The sequence below is a fragment of the Bradyrhizobium canariense genome, from assembly GCF_018130465.1.
Classification (GTDB): Bacteria; Pseudomonadota; Alphaproteobacteria; order Rhizobiales; family Xanthobacteraceae; genus Bradyrhizobium; species Bradyrhizobium canariense_C.
This window is the reverse complement of sequence record NZ_JAFCKJ010000009.1, coordinates 275,088-291,332: the sequence shown is the minus strand read 5'-3', so window position 1 is coordinate 291,332 and position 16,245 is coordinate 275,088. Positions and strand designations below refer to the sequence as shown.

Below are 16,245 nucleotides of genomic sequence, written 5' to 3'. Positions count from 1 at the left end.
CATGTGCATCGAGTTGATGTTGCGCACTGATTTGATCATGAGATGCGAATACCACAGCAATCGCGCGAAATCAAGGGATGCGTGGATTTCGGCTGCATCCTGGAGGCGAGCACCTCGCTCCCTCTTCTCTTCCCCCTGCACGCCTTCACGACTTCGTCTGCTTCGCTTCCACGTATCGTGCGAAGTTGTCGAGGATTGCCTGCCAACCGCCTTGCTGCTGCTCGACCGAGTGCGTCGATTCGCCATCGAAGACAACGCGGACGAGGATGCCCTTCGGGCCGGGCACAAACTCGACTTCGGCTTTTCGCTCGCCGAACGCGTATTCGATCCGCTTGTGCTCGACGATTTTCGTATAGGTACCGGCAAAGTCAAAGCCCATGCTGCCGTCCTTGGCCTCCATGCGAGATGAGAAGGCACCGCCTTCTCGCAGGTCGACGGTCGCCTTGGTCGTATGCCAGTCGTCGGACGCGGCGTTCCACTTCATGATGTCGGCAGGCGTCGTATAGGCGCGCCAGACCTGATCGATGGGGGCTGCTACGTTGGTTTCGACGGTGATCCTCATAAAAATTGCTCCTGGTTCGGTTTGCCGGATCGAAGTGACGGCATCACCTCACGTGTGCAGGGTCCATCCACCGCACTTCCGAGATGTGTCCATCCAAGGACGATCGAGACTGGCCCGTGCCGACAAGGTCGGGCCGTCAATGCGTTGAAAATATGAAAAAGCTAGCCGCGCACCAGCGAGACCAGCCAGCGGCGGCCGAACAGCGCAAGGATCGCGAGCGCATAGACGATCGTGCCCCCGACGGCCAGGAGAAGCAGCGTCAATTCGTCCCGGAAGTGCATCGAGCCCAACGAAGGACCGCCAAAGCGCGCGATGAGCCAGAAAGCGCCGGCCAGGATGATCCCGGTCAGCAGGAATTTGGCGAGGGACAACAGCCAGGCGCGGTCCAGCACGAGAAAGCCTCGGCGCACGGCGAAGAACAGCACCATCAGCAGATTGGTCCAGACACCGACGGCGGTCGCCAGCGCCAGGCCGATCTGGGCCAGCGATCCCATCAAGGCAATTTTCAGGGCGACGTTGACCGCGATGCCGGTCAGCGACGCCCGAACCGGCGTCGCAGTGTCCTTGCGCGCATAGAAGGTCGCGACCGCACTGCGGATCAGTACGAAGGGGATCAGACCGATGGCATAGGCCGCGAGCGTAGCGCCAGCGGCGGCGGCATCGGCCTTCGAGAACGCCCCGCGGGCGAACAGCGCGCGCATGATCGCGTCGGGCACGGTGAGGAACGCGGCGACGAAGGGGATCGAGAACAGCAGCGTGAAATCGAAGGCGCGGCGCTGCGCCTTCATCGCGCCGTCATGATCGTTGGCGGTGATCCGCCGCGACATCTCCGGCAGCAGCACCGTGCCGATGGCGATGCCGATCACGCCGATCGGCAGCTGGTTGAGGCGGTCGGCATAATACAGCGCCGACAGGGCGCCGGCGGGGAGGAAGGTCGCGATGATGGTGTCGGCAAACAGCGCGACCTGCGTGCCCATCGAGCCCAGCGTCGCTGGTCCCAGCGCCTTGAAGAAGCCGCGGACGTCTTCGTCGAGCTTGAGCGGGGCAAAGCGCGGCAGGCCGCCATGGCGGGCGAGATCGCCTGCGAGCAGGAAATATTGCAGGAAGCCCGAGATCAGGACGCCCCAGGCGGCGGCGTGGCCCGCGCTGGGAAACCAGGCGGCGAGCGCCAGCGTCATCATCATCGAGATGTTGAGGAAGATCGAGGCCGCCGCGGCGCTGGCGAAACGCTGCATCACGTTGAGCATGCCGCCGTAGAGCGTCACCAGCGTGATCAGCAGCAGATAGGGAAAGGTGATCCGTGTGAGCTCGATCGCAAGCTTGCGCTGCTCGGCGTCCTCACTGAAGCCAGGCGCCAGAATGCTCATGGCTTGCGGCATGAACAGCCAGGCGACGATCAGCAGCACCACCTGCGAGGCCAGCAGCAGCGTGAAGATGCGGTCGGCGAACAGTCGCGCGGATGCCTCCCCGCGCTCACCGTGGACATGGGCATAGGCCGGCACCCAGGCCGCGTTGAAGGCGCCTTCGGCAAAGATCGCACGGAAATGGTTGGGTAGCCGCAGGGCCACGAAAAAGGCGTCGGCCACGGGGCCGGCGCCGAGGATCGCCGCGAGCATGATGTCGCGAGCAAATCCCGTCAGCCGCGAGAGCAGCGTGTAACCACCAACCGTGAAGATACGTCCGAGCATCGTTCCCTTCTAAAGGAAGAGCTCGCGCAGCAAAACGGCGAAATCAGGTTGAAAGCGCGCCGCGCACGGCCGCGATGATTCGCTCCTGGTCGGCTTCGGTCAGATAGGCATGCATCGGCAGGCTGATGACGTCCTGCGACAGGCTCTCGCAGCCTGGCAGGCCGCCCTCGGCGACCGGGTACTGCTTGTAGGCCGTCTGCTGATGCATCGACTTGCCGTAATAGATCGCCGTCGGCACGCCCTGGGCCTTCAGCGCGGCGGCAAAGCCGTCGCGGTCGGTGCCCTCAGGGAGGCGGATCGTGTACTGCGCCCAGACCGAGGTATTGCCGGGAGCAACGCGCGGCACGGTGACCACGTTGCTGAGTCCTCGTGCGTAGCGCTCGGCGACCCTGTTGCGAGCGGCGATCTCGTCGTCGAAGATCTTCAGCTTCTCGATCAGGATCGCGGCCTGCATGGTGTCGAGCCGGCCGGTCAGGCCGAGGCGGACGTTGTCGTATTTGTCGACGCCCTGCCCGTGCACGCGGATGCTGCGCAGCGTCGCAGCGAGCTCGTCGTCATCGGTGAAGATCGCGCCGCCGTCGCCGAAGCAGCCGAGCGGTTTTGCGGGAAAGAAGCTGGTCGCGGTGGCAAGCGCCAGGGTGCCGAGCTTGCGGCCCTTGTAGCTCGCGCCAAAACCCTGCGCGGCATCGTCGAGCACGAACAGGCCTTCGGCCTTGGCGATCTCGGCGATGGCGTCGTGATCGGCCGGCTGGCCGAACAGGTCGACCGGAATGATCGCGACGGGCTTGAGGCCGGCCTTGCGGGCGGTCGCGATGCCGCGCTTCAGCGATTCCGGGCTCATGTTGAAGGTCGCCTCGTCGACGTCGACATAGACAGGCGTCGCGCCGGTCCGCGCCACCGGCGAAGCAGTCGCGATGAAGGTGAAGGACGGACACAACACGGCGTCGCCCGGCCCGACATTCTTCGCCATCATCACCATCAGGATCGCATCGGTGCCGCTGGCGCAGCCGATGACGTGCTTGGCGCCGCAATAGGCCGCGAGCTGCTTCTCGAGCTCCGCGACTTCAGGGCCGTTGACGAACTGGCAATGGTCGAGCACGCGCTTGACGGCCGCGTCGAGCGAGTCGCCGAGCCGGCGGCGCTGCGAGGCGACGTCGATGAAGGGAATTGGTTCGGAACGCAGATGCTGGTTCATGGCGCCTTGCGGGTTTTGAGCGGTCGACATTGAGAAAGATCAGCCGGCGATGCGGCGCGGACCCTTGCGGGCGGGCGACGTCGCGGCGGGACGCGAGGGCGTCTCCAGGCACTGCGTGGCGATCTCGAGGCTGGCGACGCCCTCGTCGCCGGTGACCGCCGGAATCTCGCCATGGCGCACGGCCTTGAGGAACGCGATCAGCTCGGCGCGGAGCGGCTCGTCATGGCCGACAGGCAGATGCCGCATCGAATAGCTGCCGTCAGGCTTGAAGCCGAAACATTCGGTGACCTGGCGCGTCAAGAGATCGCCCATCACGTATTTGCCGCGGGTCGCGACCGTGACGCTGCGCGCCTTGAACGGCGTCAGCCAGTTGGTGTTGATGTGGGCGAGCACGCCGTTGGCGGTGCGGAACTGCAAGAGCGCGATGTCCTCGCGCTCGGCGACCGCGCTCGACAATTGCGGCTGCACCTCGACGATGTCGGATTCGGTGAACCAGCGGATCAGGTCGATGTCATGCACGGCGAGGTCGATGACGACGCCGACATTGGACATGCGCGGCGGGAACGGACCGACGCGGGTGATCGCGATCGACAGAATGTCCTCGCCCGCGATCGCCTGCTTGACGGCGGCGACCGCCGGATTGAAGCGCTCGACATGGCCGACCATCAGCGTCACGCCGGCCTTTTGCGCGGCAGCGACGATCTCGCGGCCTTCGGCGACCGTGGAGGCGATCGGCTTCTCGACCAGCACGTGGATGTTCTTGGCGATGCAGGCGAGCGCGACCTCGTGATGCAGATGGGTCGGCGCCGCGATGGTGACCGCATCGACGCCTTCGGCCAGCAGCTGGTCGAGCGTCTCGAAGCTCGCGCAATTGGCGAGCTCCATCGCGCGTGCGCGATGTGCCGGCGAAGGATCGACGACCCCGACGAGGCTGATGCCGGGAAGACCCGCGAGCACGCGCGCGTGGTTGCTGCCCATCACGCCGGCGCCAATGACGCCGACGCGCAAGCCGGCCTTTGCCGGTGCAGATCCTTTGGAACTCATTTGAGCAAACCCCGATTCAACGCAAATCCCCGGGCGCTTCTAGCACGGACGCCACATTTGTGGCGAATGCGGAGCTAGCGGGCCGGACACGATTTGATTCAAAAAGTTACACGTTCCCCGGGCCTTAAGCCTCTGAAAGAGACCACTCTTTTGGCCCGGGTCGCGTGATTCGGAGTGTGCTGGTTACGACCTTTGATAGTCGTCTTCAATCCGGATGATGTCGTCTTCCCCGAGATAGCTTCCAGTCTGGACCTCGATCAGTTCCAGCATGATTTTACCGGGGTTCTCCATCCGGTGCACCGCGCCCATCGGGATGTAGATCGACTCGTTCTCGTGCACCGTCTTGACGGTCTCGTTGACGGTGACGCGGGCAGCGCCGCGGACCACGATCCAGTGCTCGGCGCGATGATGGTGCTTCTGCAGCGACAGACGCCCGCCCGGCTTCACCACGATGCGCTTGACCTGATGGCGCTCGCCATTGTCGACCGACTGGTAGCTGCCCCAGGGCCGATGCACCTTGAGGTGCTCCTCGGTGACCTTCGGTGCCACCGTCTTGAGCTTGGTCACGAGCCGCTTCAGGCCGTTGGCATCCTTCTGACGCGAGACCAGCACCGCATCCGCGGTCGCGACCACGATGAGATCGTCGACGCCTTCGAGCGCGACCAGCGCCTGGTCGGTGGTGACGTTGCAATTGCGGCTATCTTCGAACACGGCGGTGCCGTGCGCGGCATTGCCTTGCGCGTCCTTGTCCGACAATTCCCACACCGCGTGCCAGGAGCCGACGTCGGACCAGCCGCAGGACACCGGCACGACCGCTGCGCGCGAGGTCTTCTCCATCACCGCATAGTCGATCGAGATCGCCTTGGCCGCGCCGAACGCCTCGGGGTCCAGCGTCACGAAGCCGAGATCGCGGCCGGCATTGGTCACGGCATTGGAAATCGCCTCCACGCTCAAAGCATCGACCTTGCGGTATTCGTCGAGCAACACAGTGGCCGGGAACATGAAGTTGCCGCTGTTCCAGAGATAGCCGGAATTGACGTAGTCGGCCGCCTTCACGGCATCCGGCTTCTCGACGAAGCGCGCGACCGCGTGCACCTCGCCGGAGATGACCTCGCCCGGGCTGATATAGCCGTATTCGGTCGCCGGCCGCTCCGGCTTGACGCCGAAGGTGACGATGCGCCCGGCGCTCGCGGCGGTGAGGCCTTGGCGGCACGCCGCGACGAAGGCCGCATTGTCCTGCACCACGTGGTCGGCGGCGAGCGCAAGCACGATCGCCTCACTCGAGCGGTTCTGCGCGAACACCGCGCCCGCGGCGATCGCGGGGCCGGAATCGCGCCGCATCGGCTCGAGGATCACGTCGGCCTCGATGCCGATCTCGGCGAGCTGCTCCAGCACCATGAAGCGGTAGGACGCATTGGTGATGACGATCGGGCGATCGAACAGCGAGGCCTCCGAGACGCGCAGCAGCGTGTCCTGGAAGGTCGAGCGCGTGCCGAACAACGGCAGGAACTGCTTGGGGCGCACCTCGCGCGACGCCGGCCACAGCCGCGTTCCGGCACCGCCGCACATGATCAGGGGGATAATGCGTTTGTCCATCGTCATTTCAAACCTTGAAGTAGTCCCGATACCAGGTGACAAAATTACGAACTCCGAGCGCGATCGGCGTTGACGGTGCAAAGCCGGTGTCGCGCATCAGGTCCTCGACATCCGCGAACGTTTCCAAAACGTCTCCCGGCTGCATCGGCAGCAATTCTTTGATCGCCGTCCGACCCAGCTCCTGCTCCAGAAGTCCGACGACATGCATCAGCTCTTCCGGGTGGTGGTTGCCGACATTGTAGACCTTAGACGGCGCATTTGCGGCAGCCGGGTCATCCGCGGGCACTCGATCGATCAGCTTGGACACTACACGGGTGACGTCGTCAATATAGGTGAAGTCGCGACGCATTTTGCCATGGTTAAAGAGCCGGATCGGCCTTCCCGCCATGATGGCGCTCACGAACAGAAACATGGCCATATCGGGCCGACCCCAGGGGCCGTAGATGGTAAAGAAGCGCAGGCCCGTGACCGGCAGCCGGTAGAGATGGCTGTAGGACTGCGCCATCACCTCGTTCGCCTTCTTGGTCGCGGCATAGAGGCTCACGGGATGGTCGGTCCGGTCCTGCACGGCAAATGGCAGTTTTGTGTTGGCGCCATAAACGGAGGATGACGAGGCGTAGACGAGATGACGACAGCCATTGTGCCGGCAGCCCTCCAGCACATTGAGAAAGCCCTGGAGATTGGAATCGGCGTAGGCCTGCGGCTGCTCGATCGAGTAGCGCACGCCGGCCTGGGCCGCGAGATGCACGACTTTGGCAAATCGATGTCGCGTAAACAGCGCCGCGATGGTCTCGCGGTCGGCGAGATCGGCCTCGACGAAGGCGAAACGTGAATCGCTGCGCAACAGCGCAAGGCGCGCCTGTTTCAACGCCGGGTCGTAATAGCTGTTGAGATTGTCGAGCCCGACGACGGACCGGCCCTCGCCCAAAAGCTGCCGGGCGACGTGAAAGCCGATGAAACCGGCGGCGCCCGTGACCAAAATCGCCTGATCCGTCATCCTGTTCCCAAGGACTCCTTCGCCCGATCCGTCGCTCGATCTTTCGCCCGCAGCGCCTCTTTAGCCGCCGTATCGACGGGCTCGCAATAGCTCCGCCGCCCTGCATGAGGGCTCTTGATCACCGCTATTGCAAGATCGGCGCCAAAACCATACCAAAGCGGCCGAATTCGGCGCCCTGCGTCGGGTTGCTTCAAAACCCTTGTTCATGCGGGCGAAATGCGCCGAATCCTGCTGTCGACGGCCAAGATCCTGATTTCCGGAGCGCTGCTCTACCTGGCGCTGCGCAAGGTCGATCTGTCCGAACTGTTTTCGCGCTTCACCGTGACCAGCCTGTTCTGGATCGGCTTGGCGATCGCCGTCACGTTCCTGCAGATCTTCGTCGGCGTGCTGCGCTGGCGCGAGGTCAGCGCCGAATGCGGCGCCCCGCTCGAGCTCGGCCGGGCCATGCGCTACAACGTGATCGGATCGTTCTTCAACCAGACCCTGCCGTCGGCGATCGGCGGCGATGCGGTCCGGCTGTGGCTCGTCGCGCGCGCCGGCGCCGGCTGGCGCGCTGCGACCTACTCGATCTTCGTCGATCGCGCGATCGGTTTGATCGCGCTCGCGATCATCATCGTCGCGAGCCTGCCCTGGAGCTACAGCCTCATCGCCGATCCGCACGGGCGCTCGGCGCTGCTGCTCGTCGACCTTGCGGCGCTCGCGGGTGGTCTCGGCTTCCTGGTCTTCGGCGCGCTGAAATGGCACTGGCTGAGAACCTGGTGGGCCACGCATCACATTCACGCCTGTGCCGTGATCGCCAACCGCGTGATCTTCAGCCGCTCGCGCGGACCGGCCGTCGTGATCCTGTCGCTCGCCGTGCATGTGCTGGCCGTCGTGGTCGCCTGGTGCGTGGTGCAGTCGATCGCGGCGCCGGTCGGCTTCAGCGACGTCTTTGTGCTTGTGCCGCCGGTGATGCTGATCACGATGATGCCGATCTCGATCGCCGGCTGGGGCGTGCGTGAAGCCACCATGGGCCTCGCGTTCGGCTTCGCGGGGCTGGCCGCAAACGAGGGGGTCAACGTCTCGCTGCTGTTCGGCGCCGTGTACTTCCTCGTCGGCGCGGTCGGCGGCCTGGTCTGGATCCTCAGCGCGGAGAAAGCCGCGCAGGGATCGGCGCCGCTCGGGGTGCCGGAGTGAACGCGGCCGTTGACGCCCTCGGCGCCGTACCCTCGCTGCTTGCCGTTGCGATTGCCGCGCTGGTGTCGGGCGTCATCACCTGGACCAGCCGCCCCCTGCTCCAGCGTTACGCAATGGCGCGGCCCAACGCGCGGTCCTCTCACCGCATCCCGACCCCGCAGGGTGCGGGCATCGCGGTGATATCAGCGACGCTGCTGGTCGCATCAGCCTGGGCAGTCTGGGCGAACGTCGCGATTCCGCCGGCGCTGATCGCTGCGACGGTCTTGATCGCCCTGGTCGGATTTGCCGACGACATCATGTCGCTGCCGGTGCTCGTGCGCCTCGTGCTGCAGGCCGCCGCGGTCGGTGCCGTCGTGTTCACCGCGCCCGAGACCGCGCGCATCGCGCCTGCGCTGCCGCTCGCGCTGGAGCGCGGACTCATCCTGCTGGCGGGCGTGTGGTTCGTGAACCTCGTCAACTTCATGGACGGGCTCGACCTGATGACGGTGGCGGAAGTCGTGCCCGTCACCGCGGCGCTGCTGCTGCTGGGACTGCTCGGCGATTTGTCGTGGCCGGCCGCGCTGATCGCGGCGACGCTGTGCGGCGCCATGCTCGGCTTTGCGCCGTTCAACAAGCCGATCGCAAAAGTCTTCCTGGGCGATGTCGGCAGCCTGCCGATCGGCCTTTTGCTAGGCTGGTGCCTGCTCGAGCTCGCCTGGCGGGGGCAGCCCGCCGCGGCGCTGTTGCTGCCGGCCTATTACCTCGTGGACACGACCATCACGCTGTTCCGGCGCATCGCGAGGCGCGAGCAATTCTGGTCGGCGCATCGCTCGCATTTCTACCAGCGCGCCACCGACCACGGTTTCACTGTCTCTCGCGTGATCGGCGAGGTGTTGGTGCTCAATCTCGTGCTCGCGGGGCTTGCCATCGTCACCGCTCGCGCCGGCTCGGTGACGATCACGCTGATCGCGCTGCTCGCCGGCGCGATCGCGGTCGGATTCGTGCTGCGCCGTTTCTCCCGCCCTCAGGCATCCTGAGCCGACAGCGCCAGCCGCAGGCCCTCATCGAGGGAGACCTGCGGATGCCAGCCGGTTGCGGTCACCTTGGAGAGGTTGAGCTCGAGCGAGCCGATCAGGCTGTCATGCGTATCCTGCCGGCCCATCACTCTCAGCAGCGTGCTGAGCAGGTCCGGCGGCATACCGAACATCCGCGAGTTCTTGCCGGCAGCCCCGGCCAGCCGCTCGATGAACTCGGGCGTCGAGACCTGCTCCCTGTCGGCCACCAGGAAGATCTCGAAATTGCTCGCGGGATCGGGATGAGAGAGCCGGCGCAGGATGAACGACGACAGGTTCTGCACGGCAAGAAAGGCGCGCTGATTGTGGATCGCGCCAAAGGGCAGCGGCAGCCCGAGGTTCACCGCACGCGTCAGCAGCGCGAAATTGCCCTTGGCGCCCGCACCATAGACCAGCGGCGGCCTGATCACCGAGATCTTCATGGCGGTGTCGCGCGCCAGCGTCTTCAAGCCCGCTTCGGCCGCGGCCTTGGACATGCCGTAGAGACCGCGCGGCGTCAGGATATCGTCCTCGCTGAACGCCGCGCGACCCTCATTGCTGCGACCGTGCACGAGAACGGTGCTGATGAAGATGAACTGGCGCACGCCAGCCGTCGCCGCACTGCGCGCCAGGTGCAGCGTGCCGGCAATGTTGACGTTGCGGTAGAGCTGGACCGCATGCTCCTCGTGCTTGTGATGCACCCGCGCGGCGAGATGAACGACGGCGTCGACGCCTTGGAGCGCGGCCTGCCAGTCGGTTTCGGGGCCGATCGTTTCGATCACGACCTCGTCGTCCATGCCTTCCGGTTTGCGCACCGCGCGGCGGATCGACCAACCCTCGCGCGCCAGCGCGGGCACGACATGACGGCCGACGAAACCGCTCGCACCCGTCACCAGCACGACTGGCTTGCGCTCGTTCATCGTTGCTCCGCCAGTTCGGGGTTGCGCAACAATTCGTCGACCAGGGCGGCATAGGCGTTCATCGCGGTGACGCGATCGAACTTCGCTGCCGCCTTCACCGCGCGCTCCGCAATAGCGACGCCGTCGGAGCGAGACGCCGCACGGATCGCCTCGGCCAGTTGATCGGCACGGCCCGGCGTCACGACCCAGCCCAGCCCGCTCTCCACCACCGTCAACGCGGCCTCGGCCTCCGGTTCGGAGACCAGCACCACGGGACGGCCGACCGCCAGCAGATTGTAGAACCGGCTCGGCACCGACACCCCCGCAACGTCCTTCCGGTACGGAATGATCCAGAGATTGGCAGCCGCCAGGAATGCCTCGAGCTCGGCATCCTCGACCCGCGCCACGAAGGAGACATTGGGCAAGTTCGCCTCAGTCTGCAACTGCTTCAACCGCTCGAAGCCGATGCCCCAGCCGGAGAGCAGGAAGTGGATGTCAGGCTCGGCCCTCAAAAGGCGCGCCGCCTCGAACACGATCTCCGGATCATGGGTGAAACCGAGATTGCCCGACAGCCCGACAATGAAACGCGCGGAGAGCGCTTTGCGGAACGGATTATCCGCCGTCACCGGCCGGGGTGCGGCCACGAGCGTCGCCCAGTTCGGGATGAAGCGGATCTTGCTCCGCGTCATGCCGGAATAGCTCAGCAGCGGCCGTTCCGCATCGCGGCCGATGGTGATGACGGCATTGAGCGCGCGGAACATCAGGCTGTTGGCGGCGCGCATCGTCATGGTCACGATCGAACCGGGCTTCAGTAGGCCCGCCATCACCAGCACGTCGGGGAAGAGGTCGTGCATGATCAACGCCGAGCGCGCGCCCTTCAGCCTTGCCGCCGCCGCGACCGCGTAAGGCAACATGAACGGTGCGGTGACGGTGAGCACGACGTCGCCTCGCCTCAGCTCCCGCGTCAACGCCAGGAACGTGCGCACCGCGAACAGCAGCTCGGAGGCGCCGCGCCGCACCAGCGCCGCCTTGCCCGCCATCCTGTTCTTGACGGCGACGACGCGCGGCTTGCCCGGGCCGGTTTGCGACGCCGGCAACGCGCCCGATGAGCCCGACAGCACCACCACCTCGTGATCCCCGGCGATGCGGCACGCGATCTCGGCCATGATCGCCGCCGTCGTGCTCGGATCAGGCGGGTAATGCTGGCTCGCGACGACGATCTTGCCTCGAGGCTGCATGGTCAGGCCGCGGTCGACCCGAATTCCGGAACCGCATCCTTCAGGATGGTCCTGATGGTGGCCCGATCATCGCGCGCGATCGCCTGCTCCAGCGCCGCAATCCATTTGCGCAGCGTCTGCATCGGCGGCTCGTTCGGCTGCGCGGCCATGATGCCGGCGACGCCGATCTCGCGGGTCGGCTCCTCGGAGGCGAACAGGATTTCGTGCAGGCGTTCGCCGGGCCGCATGCCGGTGAACACGATTTCGATGTCGTAGCCGGGCTGCAGGCCCGAGAGACGGATCATGCGCTCGGCGAGATCGACGATCTTCACCGGCTGGCCCATGTTGAGCACGTAGACCGACACGTCCGAACGCTGCGTTCCGAGCGCATGCGTTGCCGCCGTGATGACGAGATCGCAGGCCTCGCGGATGGTCATGAAGTAGCGGACCATGTCGGGATGCGTGACCGTCACGGGACCGCCGGCATCGATCTGGGCCTTGAACTTCGGCACCACCGAGCCGTTCGACGCCAGCACATTGCCGAACCGGACCGAGATCAGCCGCATCGACCGCCTGGCGCCGCCGTGACCCGCCGCAAGGTCATGGTCGAGTGCCTGGCAGTACATCTCGGCGAAGCGCTTGGTGAGGCCGAGCATCGACACCGGCTCGATCGCCTTGTCGGTCGAGATCATCACCATGGCTTCGGCGCCGGCGCTGTGCGCGGCATCGGCAACGTTGATCGAGCCGAAGATGTTGGTCTTGACGCCCTCGCTCCAGTCGCGCTCGAGGATCGGCACGTGCTTGAGCGCGGCGGCATGGAACACGATGTCCGGCTTGAACTCGGCCATCAGGCGCATGATGCGCTCACGGTCGCGGATGTCGGCGATCCGCCCTTCGATCGAAGCAGCCGTGCCCTGCGCCGCGAGCGTCTCCGTGATCGCGTAGAGCGCCGGCTCAGAATTTTCCACGATCAGAAGGCGCGCGGCGCCGAACGCGACGACACGCTCGCAGATCTCGGAACCGATCGAGCCGCCCCCGCCGGTGACAATCACCGCCTTGCCCTCGATCAGGGCCTCGAGCCGCGCATAGTCGATCTTTTCGCTCGGCCGCAGCAGCAGGTCCTCGACGGCGACGGCCGTGAGCCGTGGCGTATCGCCGCTCTCGAGCGAGGGCATGCGGCTCACGATCACACCGAGCTTGCGCGCCCGCATCAGGATCGATTCGGGATGGGCCTCCGGCTCGAATGCCGTCGGCGTCATCACGACGCGCGCGATCGGCTTGCCGCGCTTGGCGAAGTCGGCGACGACATCCTCGATGTCATCAACGCCCCCCAGAACCGGGACGTTGCGGATCGACTGGCCGCGATCGGAACTCGACGGCGACAGCACGCCGACCGGCCAGATGCGCTTGATCGCCCCACTCTCGATTCCGCGCAACAGCACCTCGGCATCCGCGGCGCGGCCGATCAGCAGCGTGGGCGCGGCATCCCCGGTCCGGGCGTGACGCCGCACCCGCGTATAGCGGAAATAGCGGTAGGCCATGCGCAACGCGCTGAGGAAGGAGATCTCGAGGAACCAGTAGAGGACGATGGTCACCTTGCCAAGGAAGAAAGCGCCGCGGACGTTGGGAGCGACGAAGATGTAGTCGAGCACCAGGAGTGCAACCGTCAGCACGGCCGCCACGCGGATGATGTTCAGCGCGTCGGGCAGCGAGATGAAGCGCCATTTCGTCGTGGTCAGGTTGAAGACGAAGAACACGACCACGCTGAAGGCGAGGAAATAGGGCAGGATCTGGACCAGCAGCGGCAGGCGGTCGAAGAAACCGTCGCCGCCCTCGAAGCGCAGATAGAAGGCGACGAACAGCGCCGCCGTGGTCGCCAGCAGGTCGTGGAGCGCGATCAGGAAATTGCGCAAAGTGAGATGCGAAAGACGCGTCATCCGCTGACCGATGAAAATCCGTTGAGGTGCAACCTGTCCGCGCTGATAACCCATCTCGGCCGGACATGCCAGTCAAGGCTTGTCGGTCGAGACTTGCCAGTTAAGGCTTGCCATCCGCGCGGCCGTTCAGGAACCGGCTTCCGCCGCCTTCGTCTCGGCCTGCTGGGCCCGGATCACCATCCCGCCGGCAACGCCGACACCGATGACGTACATCCAGCCCTCGTGGAAGTCGAACAGATGGGAGTTGAACAGCGAGGTGAAGACGTTCTGGACCACGACCAGGAGGCCGACCCAGTTAGCGAGCCCGTCGCCGCGAAACAACAGCAGATGCAGGATCCAGGTGGCGTAGAGAACGACAATGCCGATGATGCCCCATTGCACGGCAACGTTCAGCGTCTGGTTATGCGGGTTGCCGATCACCTCGGCGGACGCCTGGTACAGTCCACTGCCCGGCGTCGCGGCCCGCTCGAACAATCCGCGCGTCGAGCCCGTGCCGTGCCCCTTGATCGGCGCCTCCGCGAAGAAGCCGAGGGATTTCCGCCAGAACTCGAGCCGCAAGCCGGCCGAGGTCGCCGCGCCTTTTTCGACATAGCGTGTGTAGTCGCTGGCAAAGCTGTCGGCGGTCTTGCGCAATTGCGGCGAGGCCTGCCAGGCGAGAACCGCGCCCACGAGCAGGGCCGCGGAGATGATCGCGATGCTGCGCCATCTCAGATGAAGCAACGCAAACACGCCGAACAGGACCGGAATGGTGACGAGCGCAGTGCGCGACACCACCACGAACGCCATGTTGACGAAGAAGGCGAGCGCAAGCGCCGTGAGCAGCCCGGCGATCCAGTAGCGCTTCTGGCGCAGCAACTGCACGATCGGATAGGCGAGCGCGACCGCGCAGAGCGTGAACTCCTGGCTCTGGTCGATGTAGTTCTTGACAAAGATGCCGCGCTCGACGCGATCGGATTTGAGCGCGAGGTCGGGGTAGAACGCGACGACCCAGGACATCACCGACAACAGCGCGCAGGACACAAGGAAGGCGACGAACACCCAATGTCCGCGCGGCGAGCGCGCAAAATGATAGAGCAGGACCGGCAGCACCAGCAGCTTGACGGTCGGATTGACCGCATAGAAGCGTGCGCCCCAGGCCGCGTCCGACCACAGCGTCCCGACCAGCGCGAGCAGGACCAGAGCAACCGGCGCCGCGCAGATCGGACGCCTGAGCGATTGCAGGAACTCACGGACGTCGAGGAACGGCACCATGCAGAGCAGCATCAGAACATTGAAGATCGCCGCAAGCGACGTCGACCATGGCAGCGAGGCCGCGGTCAGGATCGCGAACAGATCGACCGTCTCGGACCAGGCCGCCGGACTGCGCAGACGCCGCCACAGCACCTGGCCGGTCGTCTCCCCGGCGAGTGTCGTCACTTGCTCTCTCCCCGCGCGCGATGAACCAGCGCCGTCGTGCTGAAGCCCTGGAGAATGTCGACCAGCACGACCGTCCCGCCCGCGGCCTCGACGACCTCATGACCGACCACCTGCTCGCGGGTGTAATCACCCCCCTTCACGAGCGCGCTCGGCTTGATCCGGGTGATCAGGTCGATCGGCGTGTCCTCCTCGAAGATGACGACGAGATCGACGGCTTCCAGCGCCGCCAGCACTTCCGCGCGCGCCCGCTCGTCCTGAACGGGGCGGTCGGCGCCCTTCAACCGCCGCACCGAGGCGTCGCTGTTGAGGCCCACGATCAGGCGGTCGCAGGCGGAGCGCGCCGCGGTCAGCACCTTGACGTGGCCGGGATGCAGGATGTCGAAGCAGCCATTGGTGAAGCCGACGCGCTGGCCTTGCTTCTTCCATTCCGCGAGCTGCGCGTCGAGCGTATCAGGCTCGAGCACGATCTTCTCCTCGGCCGCGAGATAGGCATGCGGCAAGATCCTTCGCTTCAGCTCGGCCGCGCTTACGGTGGCTGTGCCCTGCTTGCCGACGGCGACGGCGGCCGCGGCACTGGCCGTGCGCAGCGCCGTGTCCCAGTCCGCGCCCGTGGCGAGCGAGACCGCGAGCGCCGCGGCAACGGTGTCGCCGGCGCCGGAGACGTCGCGCACTTTCACCGGGAACGCCGGAACGTGAACGGCCTCGCCGTTGCGCGGCACCAGCGTCATGCCGTGCTCGCCTTGCGTGACCAGGATCGCCTCGCAATCGGCGAGCCGCATCACGTCCTCGCTGGCATCGACGATGCTCTGCGGCGTGTCGGCGCGGCTTCGGGTCGCTTCCGAAAATTCCTTGCGATTGGGCGTGAGCAGCGTCGCGCCGCGATAGATCGCCCAGTTCAGGCTCTTCGGATCGACGATCACGGGCTTGCCGAGCTTTCGCGCGGCGTCGATCGTGTGGCGGATGACGCGGGCGGTCAGCACGCCCTTGGCGTAGTCGGACAGCAGCACGATGTCGGCGCGCGCGATCTGCGGCAGGATCGCTTCGATCAGCTTCGTCTCGATCGTATCGGAAGCAGGGTGGGCCTGCTCCCAATCCGCACGCAGCATGTGCGTGGAAAAATGCTCGGAGACGAAACGGACTTTTCGCGTGGTCGGACGCGAGGGATCGCACACCAGCACGCTTTCGATTGCACCCTGCTCCGCAAGCGCCGAGGCGAGCTGCCTGCCCGCATCGTCCTCGCCGACGAGGCCGACGAAGATGCAGCGCGCGCCGAGCGCGGCGACGTTGCGCGCGACATTGCCGGCACCGCCGATATGGATCTCGCTGCGCTGTGCCGCGATGACAGGCGCCGGCGCTTCCGGCGAGATCCGCGACACCTCGCCATAGACGAACTCGTCCAGCATGATGTCGCCGATGCACAGCACCGTGCGGCCTGAGATGGCTTGCGCGAGGGCATCGAAATCGAGAATGGGCGTCGGCATGGTGAT

13 protein-coding genes are annotated in these 16,245 nt (G+C 65.6%); 2 read left to right on the top strand and 11 right to left on the bottom strand.

What is annotated here, in order from left to right; all coding sequences use genetic code 11:
* Positions 1-145: 145 nt before the first annotated feature.
* The 6 genes from JQ591_RS24030 to JQ591_RS24005 form a co-directional block, all read right to left on the bottom strand.
* Complete coding sequence (locus tag JQ591_RS24030; RefSeq protein ID WP_211398440.1) at positions 146-562, bottom strand: SRPBCC family protein; 417 nt, start codon at positions 560-562, stop codon at positions 146-148.
* Between the two features lie 161 nt (positions 563-723).
* Complete coding sequence (gene murJ / locus JQ591_RS24025) at positions 724-2,250, bottom strand: murein biosynthesis integral membrane protein MurJ (RefSeq protein WP_211398439.1); 1,527 nt, start codon at positions 2,248-2,250, stop codon at positions 724-726.
* Between the two features lie 43 nt (positions 2,251-2,293).
* A complete protein-coding gene (locus tag JQ591_RS24020) occupies positions 2,294-3,445 on the bottom strand; it encodes a DegT/DnrJ/EryC1/StrS family aminotransferase (protein WP_211398471.1) in 1,152 nt (383 codons plus the stop codon).
* A 39-nt stretch (positions 3,446-3,484) separates the two neighbouring features.
* Positions 3,485-4,489, bottom strand: a complete 1,005-nt coding sequence (locus JQ591_RS24015; RefSeq protein WP_211398438.1) for a Gfo/Idh/MocA family protein — start codon at positions 4,487-4,489, stop codon at positions 3,485-3,487.
* 183 nt (positions 4,490-4,672) lie between these two features.
* Complete coding sequence (locus JQ591_RS24010; RefSeq protein ID WP_211398437.1) at positions 4,673-6,085, bottom strand: mannose-1-phosphate guanylyltransferase/mannose-6-phosphate isomerase; 1,413 nt, start codon at positions 6,083-6,085, stop codon at positions 4,673-4,675.
* A 7-nt stretch (positions 6,086-6,092) separates the two neighbouring features.
* The gene (locus JQ591_RS24005) at positions 6,093-7,082 is read right to left on the bottom strand and encodes an SDR family NAD(P)-dependent oxidoreductase (protein WP_211398436.1); all 990 of its coding nucleotides are present in this window, start codon (positions 7,080-7,082) and stop codon (positions 6,093-6,095) included.
* 216 nt (positions 7,083-7,298) lie between these two features.
* On the opposite strand from JQ591_RS24005, the gene JQ591_RS24000 reads away from it, so the two are divergent.
* Both JQ591_RS24000 and JQ591_RS23995 read left to right on the top strand, forming a co-directional pair.
* Positions 7,299-8,258, top strand: a complete 960-nt coding sequence (locus JQ591_RS24000) for a lysylphosphatidylglycerol synthase transmembrane domain-containing protein (protein WP_211398435.1) — start codon at positions 7,299-7,301, stop codon at positions 8,256-8,258.
* A complete protein-coding gene (locus JQ591_RS23995) occupies positions 8,255-9,274 on the top strand; it encodes an MraY family glycosyltransferase (protein ID WP_211398434.1) in 1,020 nt (339 codons plus the stop codon). The genes JQ591_RS24000 and JQ591_RS23995 overlap by 4 nt, the downstream gene beginning before the upstream one ends.
* Here JQ591_RS23995 and JQ591_RS23990 read toward each other — a convergent pair.
* The 5 genes from JQ591_RS23990 to rfaE1 all read right to left on the bottom strand — a co-directional run bounded on the left by JQ591_RS23990 (position 9,262) and on the right by rfaE1 (position 16,239).
* Entirely contained in the window at positions 9,262-10,209 is a 948-nt protein-coding gene (locus JQ591_RS23990; RefSeq protein ID WP_211398433.1) for an NAD-dependent epimerase/dehydratase family protein, read from the bottom strand. The genes JQ591_RS23995 and JQ591_RS23990 overlap by 13 nt on opposite strands.
* On the bottom strand, positions 10,206-11,426 hold the full coding sequence (locus tag JQ591_RS23985) for a glycosyltransferase family 4 protein (protein ID WP_211398432.1): 1,221 nt from the start codon (positions 11,424-11,426) through the stop codon (positions 10,206-10,208). The genes JQ591_RS23990 and JQ591_RS23985 overlap by 4 nt, the downstream gene beginning before the upstream one ends.
* A 2-nt stretch (positions 11,427-11,428) precedes the next feature.
* Positions 11,429-13,342, bottom strand: coding sequence for a nucleoside-diphosphate sugar epimerase/dehydratase (locus JQ591_RS23980; protein ID WP_211398431.1), 1,914 nt, complete (start codon positions 13,340-13,342; stop codon positions 11,429-11,431).
* A gap of 126 nt (positions 13,343-13,468) precedes the next feature.
* Positions 13,469-14,758 (bottom strand): O-antigen ligase family protein, encoded by a 1,290-nt coding sequence (locus tag JQ591_RS23975; protein ID WP_211398430.1) that lies wholly within the window; start codon positions 14,756-14,758, stop codon positions 13,469-13,471.
* Entirely contained in the window at positions 14,755-16,239 is a 1,485-nt protein-coding gene (gene rfaE1, locus JQ591_RS23970; protein ID WP_211398429.1) for a D-glycero-beta-D-manno-heptose-7-phosphate kinase, read from the bottom strand. Before rfaE1 ends, JQ591_RS23975 begins: the two co-directional genes overlap by 4 nt.
* Between the last annotated feature and the right edge of the window lie 6 nt (positions 16,240-16,245).